Annotated in this window: 14 protein-coding genes; 6 read left to right on the forward strand and 8 right to left on the reverse strand. The window is 62.8% G+C overall.

Annotated features, from left to right (window positions below; genetic code table 11):
* Positions 1–21 precede the first annotated feature (21 nt).
* A complete protein-coding gene (locus DFR51_RS05020; RefSeq protein ID WP_121047898.1) occupies positions 22–2823 on the reverse strand; it encodes a TonB-dependent receptor plug domain-containing protein in 2802 nt (933 codons plus the stop codon).
* A gap of 187 nt (positions 2824–3010) precedes the next feature.
* On the opposite strand from DFR51_RS05020, the gene DFR51_RS19550 reads away from it, so the two are divergent.
* Entirely contained in the window at positions 3011–4936 is a 1926-nt protein-coding gene (locus DFR51_RS19550) for an isoaspartyl peptidase/L-asparaginase (protein ID WP_121047899.1), read from the forward strand.
* Between the two features lie 68 nt (positions 4937–5004).
* The gene (locus DFR51_RS05030; protein ID WP_121047900.1) at positions 5005–7074 is read left to right on the forward strand and encodes an amidohydrolase family protein; all 2070 of its coding nucleotides are present in this window, start codon (positions 5005–5007) and stop codon (positions 7072–7074) included.
* A 168-nt stretch (positions 7075–7242) separates the two neighbouring features.
* On the opposite strand, the gene DFR51_RS05035 is transcribed toward DFR51_RS05030, so the two are convergent.
* On the reverse strand, positions 7243–7527 hold the full coding sequence (locus DFR51_RS05035; protein WP_121047901.1) for a hypothetical protein: 285 nt from the start codon (positions 7525–7527) through the stop codon (positions 7243–7245).
* Between the two features lie 24 nt (positions 7528–7551).
* The gene (locus tag DFR51_RS05040) at positions 7552–7785 is read right to left on the reverse strand and encodes a DUF2188 domain-containing protein (protein WP_121047902.1); all 234 of its coding nucleotides are present in this window, start codon (positions 7783–7785) and stop codon (positions 7552–7554) included.
* 123 nt (positions 7786–7908) lie between these two features.
* Between DFR51_RS05040 and DFR51_RS05045 the strand changes: the two genes are divergently transcribed.
* The 3 genes from DFR51_RS05045 to DFR51_RS05055 all read left to right on the forward strand — a co-directional run bounded on the left by DFR51_RS05045 (position 7909) and on the right by DFR51_RS05055 (position 10752).
* Entirely contained in the window at positions 7909–8232 is a 324-nt protein-coding gene (locus DFR51_RS05045; RefSeq protein ID WP_121047903.1) for a helix-turn-helix domain-containing protein, read from the forward strand.
* The gene (locus tag DFR51_RS05050) at positions 8229–9113 is read left to right on the forward strand and encodes an ImmA/IrrE family metallo-endopeptidase (RefSeq protein ID WP_243445384.1); all 885 of its coding nucleotides are present in this window, start codon (positions 8229–8231) and stop codon (positions 9111–9113) included. Before DFR51_RS05045 ends, DFR51_RS05050 begins: the two co-directional genes overlap by 4 nt.
* Before the next feature lie 211 nt (positions 9114–9324).
* Positions 9325–10752, forward strand: coding sequence for a cytochrome P450 (locus DFR51_RS05055; protein WP_121047904.1), 1428 nt, complete (start codon positions 9325–9327; stop codon positions 10750–10752).
* Here the strand turns inward: DFR51_RS05055 and DFR51_RS05060 are convergent.
* A complete protein-coding gene (locus tag DFR51_RS05060) occupies positions 10733–11206 on the reverse strand; it encodes an Lrp/AsnC family transcriptional regulator (protein WP_121047905.1) in 474 nt (157 codons plus the stop codon). The two genes, DFR51_RS05055 and DFR51_RS05060, sit on opposite strands and share 20 nt — an antisense overlap.
* Positions 11207–11334: 128 nt before the next feature.
* Here DFR51_RS05060 and DFR51_RS05065 point away from each other — a divergent pair, with 128 nt between their 5' ends.
* The gene (locus tag DFR51_RS05065) at positions 11335–11640 is read left to right on the forward strand and encodes a hypothetical protein (protein WP_121047906.1); all 306 of its coding nucleotides are present in this window, start codon (positions 11335–11337) and stop codon (positions 11638–11640) included.
* Here DFR51_RS05065 and DFR51_RS05070 read toward each other — a convergent pair.
* From DFR51_RS05070 to DFR51_RS05085, 4 genes are all read right to left on the reverse strand, one after another.
* Entirely contained in the window at positions 11637–12224 is a 588-nt protein-coding gene (locus DFR51_RS05070) for a TetR/AcrR family transcriptional regulator (RefSeq protein WP_121047907.1), read from the reverse strand. The two genes, DFR51_RS05065 and DFR51_RS05070, sit on opposite strands and share 4 nt — an antisense overlap.
* Before the next feature lies 1 nt (position 12225).
* The gene (locus tag DFR51_RS05075) at positions 12226–12666 is read right to left on the reverse strand and encodes an ester cyclase (RefSeq protein WP_243446542.1); all 441 of its coding nucleotides are present in this window, start codon (positions 12664–12666) and stop codon (positions 12226–12228) included.
* Positions 12667–12759: 93 nt separating this feature from the next.
* A complete protein-coding gene (locus tag DFR51_RS05080) occupies positions 12760–13023 on the reverse strand; it encodes an Lrp/AsnC ligand binding domain-containing protein (RefSeq protein ID WP_121047908.1) in 264 nt (87 codons plus the stop codon).
* A complete protein-coding gene (locus tag DFR51_RS05085; RefSeq protein WP_243445385.1) occupies positions 13023–14453 on the reverse strand; it encodes an amino acid permease in 1431 nt (476 codons plus the stop codon). The genes DFR51_RS05080 and DFR51_RS05085 overlap by 1 nt, the downstream gene beginning before the upstream one ends.
* Between the last annotated feature and the right edge of the window lie 41 nt (positions 14454–14494).

The raw sequence follows: 14494 nt of genomic DNA on the forward strand, positions 1-14494 counted from the left end.
CGTCTCGAAAGCGTTCCTCGCTTACAGCGGCGAACCGCCTAGCTTGTAAGTCACCTGAAGGTAGAAGCTGCGGCCCACGCTGTCGAACCAGCTGATGTCGTAATAGGGATACGCCGAGTAGGTCGGATCCTTCACCGGGTTCTTGTCGAACACGTTCGTCACGGTGAACGACGCGCGGAGGTGATCCGTGAAGTCGTACTGCAGCGTCGTGTTGAACAGGTAGCTCGCCTTGATATAGGCGTCCTCGTCATAGTTCGGCAGTTTGCCGAGCCGCTTGCCTTCCACCGTCCAGCGCAGATCGTCGAGTGACCACGTGATGCTGCCCGTCGTCTTGTCGCGCGGCATGTAGTAGCCGCTGTCTTCGGCCAGCCTGTTGATGGTCGGATCGCCCGGATACTGGCGTGAGGTATGTTTGAACACATGCGTATGCGCCAGCGAGAGCGCGAACTCGCCGAAGTCTGTCGGCAGGCGTCCATGCAAAGCGATGTCGATACCGCTGGTCTTCTCATGCGCGATGTTGATCGGGTTGATGGAGACATAGTCGATCTCGCCTTCGCTCACGCCGCTCGCGAAGCGGCTGACGCGGGCAATGGCGTCTGCACAGGTCGGCGAATCGATCGCTACCGGGGAACCGTTGGCATCCACGCCAAGCCGGCAGTCGGCCTCGGCGCGCAGCAGCGAATCGATGCTGATATCCTGTACCTGATTGGCAAGCGACACGCGGAAATAGTCGACCGAAACATCGAAATGACGCGACGGTGCCCACACGATTCCGGCGTTGAGAGATTTGCTGGTTTCTGGCTTCAGACCGCGATTGCCATTGCGCTGGGCGACGATGCGGCCCGAATAATCGTCGCTGCAGTCGCTCAGCGAAAGGTCGGGATCGTCGCTGCGGCAAATGAAATAGTCGGTTGCCGAAGGATGCGTGTTGCCCGGGCCCGTGAACACGTAGTGCAGATCAGGCGCGCGGAAACCTGTGCCGTAGGCGGCGCGCAGCAACAGCGTCGAAACGGGACGCAGCTCCAAGCCCGCGTTGTACGTGAACTTGCCGATGCCATTTCCGGCAAAGCGGAAGTGATCGTAACGTCCGGCGGCCGAAACCTGCAGAAAGTCCGTCACCGGCGCGCGAAGCTCGCCGCCGAGTGCCCAGTGTGTGCGCTTGCCGTGGCCGTCGCTGTCTTTCAGGCCATAATAATAGTCCGTCAGTGCCAGCGGATCGGGGTTGAGGTCATAGCCCTGCTTCCCGAACTCGGCGATCGCCGCGAAACCGACCGGCCCCGCGGGCAGCGAGAACAGTTCGGTTGAAGAGACGGTGGCCGAAAGATTGTCCGTCCAGCTCTTCGGATCGTAGACGCTGTAAACGGCAATGCTGTCGTATTCCGCCTGCGTCAGCGGTGTGTAGAGACGTTCCGGATCGGCATTGAAGATCGGGTAGCCGCTGTCGTCGTCGGTGCCGAGCTGATCGCCAAGGAACAGCTCATTGGCTTTGGCAGCGATGATCTGCGGGAACTTGACCTTCGCCTTGTACTCGCTGTGGTTGAACGAAACTTCGTAGGTCCACTTGTCGTCAAGGCTGCCCTTGATGCCGGGCGTGATGCTGAACGTCTGCTGGCGATTGCGCGTCATCACGTTCGAGAAACCACCCGACTCTTCCGGCGTGAACTGGCGGTACCAGTCGTCGAGAACGCCGTCGAAGCTGTTGAAGAACGTGGTGTCGCTGCTGCCGGCGGCATTCTGGTAGCCCCAGTCTAGCACGTCTGGCATCAGCGCGACCTTGCTGATGCCGAACTGCGCATCGAGGAACAACTCTGCGCTGTCCGAAACTTTGAGGCCGGCGGACGCGTAGCTGTTGAAGCCTTCGCGGCGCGAAATGATCGTGCCGTAGCCGATCGAAGTGTTGCTGCCGCAGAAATAGCCGGGGCCGTAGTCGTCCAGAACCGGATCATACGCGCCGTAACGCGGACGCGAAGCATAATAGATTGATCCGTCGTTCAGGTGGGCGAGCGCGGCACAGGTGTCGGCGCCCGGATCGACGTATTCGTCGTTGTCCGGATCATAACGCAGGAAAACGCGCCGGCCGAGAGGGGCGGCCGTCGTCGGGCTGTCGGCGGTGCTGTCCTGGATGTTGCGCTGATAACCCCAGATCGGTTTCTGCAGCGTGTATTCGATACCGCCGATGATGTGGAAATTCTCGTTCGACCAGCCGCTCGTCGCGGTGATGCGGTGCGAGGCGCCGCCGCCGCGATCGGTGAAGCCGTGGCGGTAATCCAGCGTGGTGCCGTCCACCTCCTTCTTCAGCTCGAAGTTGATGACACCGGCGATCGCGTCCGATCCGTAGATGGCCGACGCGCTGCCGCTCAACACCTCGACGCGCTCGATGAGGCCGAGCGGGATGTTGGAAATGTCCGTGAAGTTGCTGCGGCCCTGGAAGGGCAGCGGGAAGTCGGCGATGCGTCGACCATTCACCAGCACCAGCGTGTGGTTCGGGCCAAGGCCGCGCAGATCCACCTGTTGCGCGCCGGGTGTGAAGCTCGCGCCGCTGAAAGATTGCTGACTCTGCGTCTCGCCGCCGTTCTGGGTAACGGCGCGCAGGATGTCCGGCACACTCGTGTAGCCGTTCGCCCGAATGGCGTCGGCGTTGATGACGGTAACGGGCGCCGGGCCTTCCTGCGCAAGGCGCGGAATGCGCGAGCCGAGAACGAGGATCTCGCCATCGACTTCGGTCGCAGTATCAGTGGTTTGCGCCATCGCGGAGGTGGCGAGCGCGGGCAGGCAGCAGCCCAGCGCGAGCAAAAGCTTCGTGCGGAATTGAACGTTTGTCATAGGGTTCCCCAGGTTCGGGCATAGCCCTCGCGGTCCTTTCACCGCGCCGGGAATGCCTTGCTGGTTTCGAGCAGAAGCCGTAATAAATTTCAACACTCTGCTTGATAGAATAAGAACATTGTTCCCATGTGCGATCATTATGTAACATAATGCTGTCACATCGGGTTTTTCGGGAAGGGCCGTCCGCATGCTGAAATCGGGATTCTCAAAAGGGCTGTTTTCGGCGCTGATCGGGCTGCTCTTCGTGGTGTCGCCGGCGTTCGCGAAGGGGCGCTACAGCCACTATGTGCTCGGCGATCTCAGTGCGGCCACGCCGGCTCCTGTCTCGGGCGGGCTTCTGCTGATGGGTGGCGGGGACCGGAATCACGAGTCCATGCGCTGGTTCTTCGGCAAGGCCGGGCGCGGGCATATCGTCATCCTGCGCGCCTCGTTGGGTCCGGAGATCGGCAAGGAGTTTTACAACGAGCTGGGCGGCATCACGTCCGCCGAGACGTTCGTCTTCAAGGATCGCGCGGCGGCAGCGGACCCGAAGATCCTCGCCAGCCTGAAGCGGGCGGACGGCATCTTCATCGCGGGCGGCGACCAGTCGCGCTATGTGCGCTACTGGAAGGGCACCGAGGTCGAGGACATTCTGAATGCGCACGTCGCTGCGGGAAAGCCGCTGGCGGGTACGAGCGCGGGGCTCGCCATGCTCGGCGAGCAGCTTTACAGCGCGGCTGTCGGCAGCATCAAAAGCGACGAGGCGCTTGCCGATCCCTTTGGCGCCGAGAACACCATCGAGGGTGATTTCCTGAACCTGGCGCTGCTGAAGGGCATCGTCACCGACACGCATTTCAAGGAACGCAACCGGCTCGGGCGTCTGTTCGCCTTCCTTGCGAAGGCGCAGGCCGGCCGCGCGGCCGATCTGCCGCCGATGCTTGGCCTCGGCGTCGATGAAAGCGCCGCGCTTGCGGTGGAGCCGGACGGCACAGGGCGCATCTATGCGACCGCGCCCGATGGCGGCGCATGGCTGGTGGACGGGACGGCGCTGCGCGGCCTCAGCCCCACAGGTCCGCTTGAAGCGCCGCGTATCCGCGTGGTCGGCATCGGCGCGGGGTCGGTCGTGCACCTGCCTTCGGGCGAGGTGGAAAACCCCGTCTTCACGCGTGCTTACGCCGCGCACGGCGGCAAGATCAGCGAAGTGCCGCTCTGGTCGCTCGCCATCCATGGCGGCGCCGGAGTGATGGATCGGAACGCGCTGTCGCCGGAGAAGGATGCGGCCTACCGCGCCGGGCTGAACGCGGCGCTGCAGGCGGGCGGTGAGGTCCTCGGCAAGGGCGGCACGGCGCTTGATGCCGTAGCCGCCGCGGTGCGTGTGCTTGAAGACAATCCGCTGTTCAACGCCGGTCGCGGCGCGGTCTTCACGGCGGAGGGTCGCAACGAACTCGACTCCTCCATCATGGACGGCCGGACGCTGAAGGCGGGCGCCGTTGCGGGCGTCACGCGCACGCGCCATCCGGTTGATCTCGCGCGCGCCGTCATGGAGCATACGCCTCACGTCATGCTCGCCGGGCCGGGGGCGGATCGCTTCTCGGTCGAGCAGGGGCTGGAGCAGGTCGATCCCTCGTGGTTCCGCACGGACCAGCGCTGGAAGCAGTATGAGGCGTGGAAGGCGCGCCAGCAGGCGGCGGTGGATCCCACGCACCTGTTCGGCACTGTCGGCGCGGTCGCGCTCGATGCCGCGGGCAACCTCGCGGCGGCGACCTCCACGGGCGGCATGGTTGGAAAGCGCTGGGGCCGTGTGGGCGATTCCCCGATCATCGGCGCGGGCACCTATGCGCGTAACGGCCAGTGCGCGGTCTCCGCGACCGGCTCGGGCGAATATTTCATCCGCGAAAGCGCCGCGCGGCAGGTGTGCGACCGTGTGGCGTGGCGCGGGGAGAGCCTTTCGGAGGCCGCGAAGGCGACGATTGCGGCCATCGGCGCGATCGGCGGGGAGGGCGGTCTCATCGCGATGGGCGCGGACGGGCGCCCCGCCTTCGGCCTGAACGACCTTGGCATGTACCGTGGCCGCCTTGCCGCAGGCGGTGCCCCCGAAACCGCCATCTTCGCCGATGAAGCCCTGATGGACTGACGCCGCCGGCGCTTGCCTTCCCGCGCGTCTTGCCCTTAGCTTCCCCCCGGATAACGGGGAGATCGACGATGCGCTTGGTTCTGATCGCGGCGCTGCTTGCGTCTGCTGCTGTTGGCCCGGCCCGCGCGCACGAGGGTGCCGCGCCTGCCGCCCAGTCCAGGCCCGTTCCGAAGGATCAGCTGCTGAAGCCCCCGGCGGACGCGGTGCATTATGTCGTCGTGTCCGAAGCGGGCACGCACGGCAGCCAGTGGCGCTGGCAGCTTCCCGATGGCCGCACGGCGTACCGCTGGTCGCAGGAGCTGCGCGGCTGGATCACCGAGATGGACCAGGTGACACGCTTCGGCAAAGACGGCGCCATAGAGGCGCTGACGGTGCGCGGCGTCACCATGTCGGGCGATGCGGCGGAAGAGTTCCGCGTCGCGAATGGCCGCGCGACCTGGAAAACCGCGAACGACGCGGGCGAGGCGCCTGCGGGCGCGTGGTACATCCCGGCGGGCGGCGTCGGCATCGCGGGCGCCCCGCTGATCGAGGCGCTTGCCGCGGCGGGCGACAAGGGCCTCGATTTCCTGCCGAGCGGCAAGGGCCGCATGACCTTCGGCGGCACGCAGACGATCAACGGCCCCTCCGGCCCCAAGACCGTCCAGCTCGCCTTCATCAGCGGCATCATGCCCTCGCCGGTTCCCGTGTGGCTCGATGAGAACAAGCGCTATTTCGGCGAGGTCAGCTACATCTCGCTGCTTCCGGCGGGGTACGAGGGCACGCTGCGCCAGCTCCGCGACGCGCAGGACGCAGCGACCGCAAAGGCCGTCGAAGGCATTGCGAAGCGCTTCCTCGATCCCGCCGCGAAAGCCCCGGTCCTCTTCGATAACGTCCAGCTCTTCGATGCCGACAAGGGCGTGTTCCTGGCGGGCAAGGCGGTCCTCGCGCAGGATGGCAAGATCGCGGCCATCGGCGCGGCGGGTTCGCTGAAGGCGCCTGCTGGCGCGCAGGTCATCGATGGTCGCGGCAAGACGCTGGTGCCCGGCATCTGGGATAGCCACCTCCACATCGGCGACGATTGGAGCGTGCTCAGCAACATCGCGAACGGCATCACCAGCTTCCGCAGCCCCGGCACCACGTTCGATCGCGCGGTGGAGGTGGTGAAGCGCCGCGCCGCCGGCAAGCTGCTGATGGGCGAGCCCTTCATCTCCGCCATTGTGGACAAGAAGGACCCGCTCGCCGCGCAGGGCGCGGAGGTCGTCAGCAGCGAGGCGGAAACCATCGCCGCCGTGCGCCGCATAAAGGATGCGGGCCTTTGGGGCGTGAAGTTCTACACCTCCATGAACCCGGCGTGGATCGCCCCTGCCGCGGCGGAGGCGCACCGCCTCGGCCTTCATGTGCACGGCCACGTGCCCGCCACGATGAAGCCGAGCGAGGCCGTCGCCGCCGGTTACGACGAGCTTACCCACCTCAATTTCGTGGTGATGGAGGCGATGCCGCGCGAGGTGATCGACAAGGCGAACACCCGCCAGCGCATGGAGGGGCCGGCGCGCTACTTCAAGGATGTCGATCTCGATGGCCCCTTGATGAAGGGCTTCATCGCCGATCTCGCCCGCCGCAAGACACAGGTGGACCCCACCATCGTCATCTTCGAAGGGATGCTCACGCAGGATGGCGGAAAGCCCCATCCGGCCTATGCGCCCTACATGGGCATCATCTCCCCGGTCATGGAGCGCGCGCAGTTCACCAGCGGCGGCTATCCGCTGGTCGAGGGGCTGACGCGCGACGATTATCGCCAAAGCTATGCGAAGATGGTGGAGCTGGTCGGCCGACTCCACAAGGCGGGCGTCCCCATCGTGGCAGGCACGGACGGCTGGGGGATAGAGCTCATCCGCGAGCTTGAAATCTATCAGCAGGCCGGCTTCACCCCCGCCGAGGCGCTGCAAAGCGCAACCATCGTCCCCGCGCGCGTGGTGGGCGCCGACGCGCGCACCGGCTCGATCGCGGTGGGCAAGGAGGCGGACATGGTGCTGGTGGACGGAGACCCCTCAACCGACCTCGGCGCGCTCCGCCGCGTGTTGACCGTGGTCAGCGATGGTTACGTGATGGATGCCGCGGAATTGCGGAAGGCGGCGGGGTATAGCGGGGCGCCGAAGTAGGGGTGCACCGCTGCGGAAGGGTTATATCGGCATCGACAGCGACCAGAGCATCGCCGCCGAAATGGACCACGCGAAGTACCCGGCGCGCATCATCGAAAAGGTGATCGGCGGCAATTTCGACCGGCTGTTCCGTGAGGTTTGGGCGGGGCATAAGCCGGTATCTACGGATTAGAGGCGCGCATTGATCCAAGACCAAGTGGTCTTGTCCAGCCACCCCTGATGTTGGCCTGAGTTCAGCTTCGAAATAAACAAACGATCATTTTTATCGAGCTTTTGCTGCAGGAACGCGCTGATATCCTCCGCCGTGTTGGTAGTAGAGATCCATCGCACGGTTTCTAGGCCGGAGTCTTTCACGTTATCATAGCGTTCGAGATGGGCAATGAATTCACGACGGGCTTGGTCATAGCCCGAGCGTTCCTTATTCAGATTCCATGTAACTACAAAAACAGCCATTTTTTGTCCTCCTGTTTAATCACGTTAGCCACGTGGTGGATGGGGATCATTGCCGTGGCTGTCGCTGCTCGAGATACGACCGTCGCGGTTGTGTATGCGCAGTTCTGTCTGTTGATTACGGCTGATCTCGCGACCGCGTTCGAGCGCCTGCGCCTTGGTGTCAAAATGACCGCTGGCGCGTTCGCTGCCACCCCGTTTTACATCCCACCCACCGTTGGAGTTCGGCACCACGTGGTGAGTTTTGGGTCCCTTTGGCATTTTGTCGTCCTTGCAATTGTATCGATACAAAATATACCGCTACTCCGAACAAATTGAGGGTTTGTGATTCGCTTGTCAAGGCGATAAAGTGCGCCTACTCCGAATTTTTTGAATTGGGTAAAAATGACCTCAGTGAACCCGCTTGGCGATCGTATTCGTAATCTAAGAAAAGAAAGAGGGCTAACCCTAGATCAGCTTGCGGAACAAAGCGGATCGAGTAAGAGCTATATCTGGGAGTTAGAGAATAAGCGGCCACCTCGGCCATCTGCTGAGAAGCTGGCGAAGATCGCTGACAAATTAGGAACTACAATTGATTTTCTTCTTGAAGGTGAAACTTCGCAGGAAGACGCAGAGGACGCACATTTCTATCGCAGCTATCAGAAAATGGATGCACCGACGAAAGCAAAGATTCGCCGTATGGTTGAACTTTGGGGTGATGATGAGTGAATTTGAAGCTGTCTGCAAATCGCTGGGCTGCAGACCTTACGCGGCTGCTTGACCAAGTCTATGCAGATGGTCACGGTCGATTTCCCGTTAATGTAACGACTGTCGCGCGCGAATTTAGTGCTCAGCGATTTTCTGGCGATGCAATTACATTGGTGAAAGGAGCAAGCCTCGGCAAGTTTGATGGTGCGCTATACCGAGCTCCTACCGGAAAATCAGGATGGGGCATCATTTACAACGATGCCATTAGTTCCAAAGGGCGCATAAACTTCACGCTGGCACATGAGTTTGGCCACTATTTGCTGCACCGCGCCGACTATCCTGACGGCATCGAATGTGGACAGCAGGACATGGTGCGCTGGGACGGCGTCTATCGGGAAATTGAACAGCAAGCGAATACTTTTGCAGCTGGACTTCTAATGCCGCTCAATGATTTCCGACTTCAAATTCCTGCAAAGGCGAAACCCTCGCTCGACGATCTTGTAGCGTGTGGGGAACGCTACGGCGTGTCGCTAATGGCTGCGGCATTGCGCTGGATTGAGTATGCTGAACGTCGTTCTGTTCTTGTTGTCTCACGTGACGGGTTCGTACTATGGGCGCGCTCCAGCAAAAGCGCGCTTAAGACCGGCGCCTATTTCAGAACAGTGAACCGCACGCCCATTGAATTGCCCGTCGCCTCACTTGCTGCGACGGGTGGGGTTGGCGGTAGGAGCGTTGCAGAACATGACGAGGCTTGGTTTGGAGAGCCGTCCACCGAACTTACGCTCTTTTCAGATCAGTATGATTTTACGATCTCGCTTGTGCATCTAGGCGAGGCAGTTTGGCGACCGCATGAAGATGATGATTGGGTGCCTGATACTTTTGATCTGATGCGTCGGCGTTGAATGGTATAGCGGTTGGCTTCCGCTTCTCCCACTTACCTCAGTGTAAATTAGATTGCGCCCAGCCCATTTTTGCGTATCCTCACTCCGCATTTTGCGCGCGAAGGGAGAGTCGCGTGCTTTCGATGCTGTGTGCGTGCGGGCGTACTGTGGGAGGCGCGCCCGCCGCACACGATCGGCCCGAAAAACGGGCGGTTGTGGGGAAGGGTACGCCATGAACGCGCCGGTTCATCCGCAGGAGTTTCGCACCGACGACGGCTCGACGCCCGCGGAGCGTTTCGCGCGCCTTCGCGATACGGGCTATGCCGATCTGGCGCATTTGCCCGGCGAGATGCCGCGGTCGCGGCTGCGCGGCGTGCTGCGCAGCCTCGCGTTCCTGAAAGACCCGCTCACCATGGTGCGCGATCAGATGGGCCGCTATGGCCGCGTCTATCGCACGCCCAACATCAGCGGCGGCTGGCAGGTCTCGCTGATCGGGCCGGAAGCGAACGAGCTCGTCTTCATGGATCGGGACAAGACGTTTTCTTCGGAGCAGGGCTGGAACCCGATCCTCGATCTGCTGTTCCCGCGCGGCGTGATGCTGATGGATTTCGAAGAGCACCGCGTTCACCGGAAAACGCTCTCGGTCGCCTTCAAGCCCGCGCCGATGCAGAATTATCTGGGCGCGCTGCAGGATGGCATCGCCGCGCGCGTCGCGAAATGGCCGGAGGACGTGAAATTCTATCCGGCGATCAAGCAGCTCACGCTCGATCTTGCCGCCACCTCCTTCCTCGGCATCCCCTGGGGGCCGGAGGCGGACCGGATCAACAAGAGCTTCGTCGATATGGTCGCGGCGTCCATGGGCATCGTGCGGCGGCCCTTGCCGTTCACGGCGATGGCGCGCGGGGTGAAGGGGCGGGCCTATATGTGCGCCTTCTTCGGGCGCGAGATTCCGAAGCGCCGCGGCGCGACCGGAGACGACATCTTCACGCAGATCTGCAATGCGGAGCACGAGGACGAGGCGACCGGCAAGACGCGGCTGCTCACCGATCAGGAAATCATCGATCACATGAATTTCCTGATGATGGCGGCGCACGACACGCTCACCTCCTCGCTCACCTCCACCGTTTATTATCTGGGTGCCTCGCCGCAGTGGCAGGAAACGCTGCGCGACGAGGTGCGCGGCGCACGCGCGGCGTTCGGGGACAGGATTCCCTATGGGGAGCTGGACCGGTTCGAAAAGTGCGAGTGGGCCTTCAAGGAAGCGATGCGCCTGAATGCGCCCGTGCCCGGCCTGCCGCGCCGGGCGCTCAAGGATTTCGTGTTCGGGAACTATACGATCCCGGCAGGTACACACATCGGCATCAACCCGATGATGACCCATCGTCTCCCCGATCTCTGGCCCGATCCGGACCGGTTCGATCCCTCGCGCTTTTCGCCCGAAAACGCCAAGGGCCGGCACAAATACGCCTGGGTGCCCTTCGGCGGCGGCGGCCACATGTGCCTCGGCCTCCACTTCGCCTACATGCAGGCGAAGGCCTTCCTGTTCGAGCTGCTGGAGGGGCGCCGCATCGTGCTCGGCGAAGGCTACAAGGCGGACTTCGCCATGTTCCCGATGCCAAGGCCCCGCGACGGTCTCCCGCTCAGGCTTGAGCGGATCTGACCGGCACGGCGGTGGTGCTCTTGATCTCCGAGAGCGCCATGGAAGAGGTGATCTCCTGCACGCCGGGAAGGCGGGATAGCCTCTCGAAGAACAGCTTCTCGTAAGCCTCGATGTCCGTCGTCACGATCCGCAGCAGGAAGTCCGTCGTGCCCATCAGCACGTAGCATTCCTGGATCTCCTCTATCTCCCGCACCGTCGCCTCGAATTCCGCCATGTGCGCCCGCCCGTGCGCCGAGAGCTTCACGTTGGCGAAGACCTGCGCGCCAAGCCCCACCTTGCGCCTGTCGAGCAGCGCCACGCGCTTGCGAATGATGCCTGCCTCTTCCATCGCCGCGATGCGCCGCCAGCACGGCGATTGGGACAGGCCCACGCGCTCCGCGATCTCCGCGGTGGAAAGGCTGCAATCCTCCTGCAGAACGCGAAGGATTTTTCGGTCGAAATCGTCAAGCTGCATAAATTAGTCTTTATGAAATTGGATTTGCGGATTTTTATGCACAAAATCGGTGAATGCTCAATCGCTTTGCATCCCTTTTTCTCGGCGTTCGTGCGAAAAGTGCGCCGCAATCTTGAAAAAGGAATGTCATGTCCACCGCTCTTGCTGCCGCCGCGCCCGCCGTTTCCGGGCCGCACCTCGCCTACGTGAGCAGGAGCGCGCATTTCGAGATTATTGCGAACGTCGATCCGCATATCAGCCTCAGAATGCTGAATTATTTCGCGCAGCGCGATCTCGTGCCCTCGGTCTTCCGGTCTCGCCGGGTCCGGGAAAAGCTGGAGATGCGCGTCGTCGTCCCCGGTCTTTCCGAGCACGATGCCTCGGTCATCGCCGACAAGATGCGCGGCCAGTTCGCCGTTGCCGCTGTGACGCTCGAAATGGTGGTCGGCGCCTAGCGCGCCGCCGCGATCAGCGCCTCGATCGCCCAGCGGCGCACGCGCGTCGCTTCGGCGTCGTCCAGTCGCAGCACGTCCCGGAACACGATCATCGCCTCGGGGCCCACGACAAGCGATAGCGCCGCGATCAGCGCCTTGAAGTCGGCTGCATTGAATGAAGCCCGCGCGGGCGCGAGCGCTTCCTCCAGCATCGGCGTCCGCCGGTCCTGACGGACGGGCAGGTCGCCCCGCGCCCCGCGCTCAAGCGCGCTCGCGATCATCAGGCGCAGGGGCACCTCGTTCTCCCGGATGAGCGCATGGAGCGCCGCATCCACGCGCAGGGTGCGCTGCACCGCGTCGTCACCTGCGCCTTCCAGAACCTCGCCGATCTTGGGAAATTCGATCTCCAGCGCCGCCTCCACAAGCAGCGCATCGGCGTTCGGAAAATACCGGTAAGCTGTGGCCCGCGACACGAGCGCGGCGTCCGCGATCTCCTCAAGGCTCGGCCGATGGCCTTTTTTCAGCAGTTCGGCGGCGGCGGCCAGAATGTCCTGCCGTGTCCGCCGTCGTTGTTTCCAGCGTCCGGTCTGCTCCGCCTTCGCCACGCTATTGCTGGGGAAGTTGCTGAAGGATGGCGGCGAGGTCGACCCACACGTTTTCGCGCGCAATGTCGCCGTCGTCCGCGAATTCGATCACGTGGAGCAGCCGGAATTTCAGCGGCCGGCCGCCCCCCGAAACGCCGAACGGATGCCCCGGCGCGAACCCTTCCCAAAGCGAATCGTCGACAAGGAAGTTCTCGCCGTAGAGGCGGCGCAGCGTCGTGAAGCGCCCGTCGGAGAGGTCCTGAAACAGCGCCTCATAAAAGCCGCGCGTCGCCTCGCGCCCGTGCGCGGGGCCTGCGGGCCAGCCGACGATGTCGTGTTCCACATCGTGCGAAAGCGTGGCGAGCACGCCCTCCACATCGTCGCGCGCCTCGAACCCGAAATGCGCATCCATCCGCCGGTCCATCTCCTCCCGGCTCAAAACTCCGCTCGTCATCGTCGTCATCTCATCGTCAGGTTGATTCGACAAAATACTCATAATGAGATTTTTGTCTCACAACAAGACGAAACAGCCCCTCCGTCGACAACTTCATCAATTTCAGTTCACGAAATCCCCAATGTCCTCGCCATAAACCCGGTAAGACATCATCGTCACAGTTTCCTTGAGACCGGGCACTTTGTGCAGCTTTTCCTGCACGAAGTCCTCGATCTCGGGAAGGTCGCTGAAACCCACCTTGATGAGCAGGTCATACTCGCCCGTCACCGAATAAACCTCGGCGACCTCGTCCATCTCGGCGATGCGGTTGCCCACGCTCGCGGCGTGGCCGAGGTCGCATTTGGCGAGGACGAACAGGCGGTACATCAGGCTTCCTTCCGACTGGCAACGGCGATCAGGCTCTGGCGTACGCCATAGGCGAGATAGACGCCCGCGCCAATCAGGTTCCAGACGAGGAAGCGAAACTGCGTCTTTTCGGGCAGGCTGATGAACAGATAGAGGCAGCCGCCGATGGCGACGAGCGCGACCGGCAGGTGGAAGGGCACCCGGAACTGTCGCTTTGCGTTCGGTGCGCGGCGGCGCAGTACGATAAGGCTGATGCCGATGGCGGTGAATGCAGCGAGCGTGCCCGTATTGGCCAGCTCGGCGATCTCGCCGAGCGGCAGCAGACCCGCGATGATGCTGACGACGATGGCGGTGACCATGGTCATCAGGATCGGCGTACCGGTGCGGGCGTTCACGTGCGACAGCCGCTCGGGAAGCAGGCCGTCGCGTGCGATGGCGAAGAAGATTCGGCTCTGACCGTACATGAAGGCGAGCAGCACGGTCGGCATGGCGACAATGGCGCCTGCGCCGATCAGTTGCGCAGCGACCGGCCAGTCGAGCGAACGCAGCACGTGTGCGAGCGGCTCGCCGCTTGCGGAAAACTCGGCCACCGGCATAGCGCCGATCGCTGCTGCCGCGACCGCCATGTAGACGACCGTGCAGATGAGCATGGAGCCGATGATGCCGATGGTAAGGTCGCGCGACGGGTCCTTCGCCTCTTCAGCGGCTGTCGAAACCGCATCGAACCCGTAGAAGGCAAAGAAAATCAGCGCCGCGCCCGCCATCACGCCGACCGTGTTGCCGCCGATCTCTTCGGAGCCCCAGCCATAGGGGGCGAAGGGCTCGAGGTTGGCGGCATCGAAGGCGGGCAGGGCAAGGAAGATGAAAAGCGCGAGCGCCGACATCTTGAGCAGCACAAGCAGCGTGTTCACGAACGCGCTCTCTCGCGTCCCGAGCGCAAGCAGGCCCGCGACAGCCATGGTGATGAGGACGGCGGGCACGTTGAGAATGCCGCCCGCGTGCGGCCCTGCGGCGAACTCGTGCGGGATCGTGAAGCCCCAGCTGTTAAGGAAGCCGACCGCATAGCCCGACCAGCCAACCGCGACCGCCGCGCAGACCACGGTGTATTCAAGCACGAGGCTCCAACCCACGATCCATGCCACGGGTTCACTCAGGGCCACGTAGGAATAGCTGTAGGCGCTGCCCGCGGCCGGCATCATCGTGGCAAGCTCCGCATAAGCGAGAGCGGCACAAGCGCAGACCAGACCGGCAATTGCGAAGGACACGATCACGGCGGGGCCTGCCTTACCCGCGCCGATGCCGATCAGCGTGTAAATTCCAGTGCCGACGATGGCGCCGACACCGAGTGCAACGAGATGAGGCCAGGTCAGGGTACGTTTAAGCGCGCGGTTCCCGGAATAGCTCTGCCAGTCGTCCAGGCCCTTGCGACGCCCGAAGATGTTTCCTGCCACGCGCAATGCCTCCTGCCATATTAATGGCGGGCACATTGGCA

Origin of the sequence: Sphingosinicella microcystinivorans (assembly GCF_003634215.1) — a bacterium.
Taxonomy (GTDB): Bacteria; Pseudomonadota; Alphaproteobacteria; order Sphingomonadales; family Sphingomonadaceae; genus Sphingosinicella; species Sphingosinicella microcystinivorans.

Excerpts from the sequence above, each read along its gene's own strand:
- DFR51_RS05020 (WP_121047898.1), bottom strand. The coding sequence starts at position 2,823 with ATGACAAACGTTCAATTCCGCACGAAGCTTTTGCTCGCGCTGGGCTGC.
- DFR51_RS19550 (WP_121047899.1), top strand. The coding sequence starts at position 3,011 with ATGCTGAAATCGGGATTCTCAAAAGGGCTGTTTTCGGCGCTGATCGGG.
- DFR51_RS05030 (WP_121047900.1), top strand. The coding sequence starts at position 5,005 with ATGCGCTTGGTTCTGATCGCGGCGCTGCTTGCGTCTGCTGCTGTTGGC.
- DFR51_RS05035 (WP_121047901.1), bottom strand. The coding sequence starts at position 7,527 with ATGGCTGTTTTTGTAGTTACATGGAATCTGAATAAGGAACGCTCGGGC.
- DFR51_RS05040 (WP_121047902.1), bottom strand. The coding sequence starts at position 7,785 with ATGCCAAAGGGACCCAAAACTCACCACGTGGTGCCGAACTCCAACGGT.
- DFR51_RS05045 (WP_121047903.1), top strand. The coding sequence starts at position 7,909 with ATGACCTCAGTGAACCCGCTTGGCGATCGTATTCGTAATCTAAGAAAA.
- DFR51_RS05055 (WP_121047904.1), top strand. The coding sequence starts at position 9,325 with ATGAACGCGCCGGTTCATCCGCAGGAGTTTCGCACCGACGACGGCTCG.
- DFR51_RS05060 (WP_121047905.1), bottom strand. The coding sequence starts at position 11,206 with ATGCAGCTTGACGATTTCGACCGAAAAATCCTTCGCGTTCTGCAGGAG.
- DFR51_RS05065 (WP_121047906.1), top strand. The coding sequence starts at position 11,335 with ATGTCCACCGCTCTTGCTGCCGCCGCGCCCGCCGTTTCCGGGCCGCAC.
- DFR51_RS05075 (WP_243446542.1), bottom strand. The coding sequence starts at position 12,666 with ATGACGACGATGACGAGCGGAGTTTTGAGCCGGGAGGAGATGGACCGG.
- DFR51_RS05080 (WP_121047908.1), bottom strand. The coding sequence starts at position 13,023 with ATGTACCGCCTGTTCGTCCTCGCCAAATGCGACCTCGGCCACGCCGCG.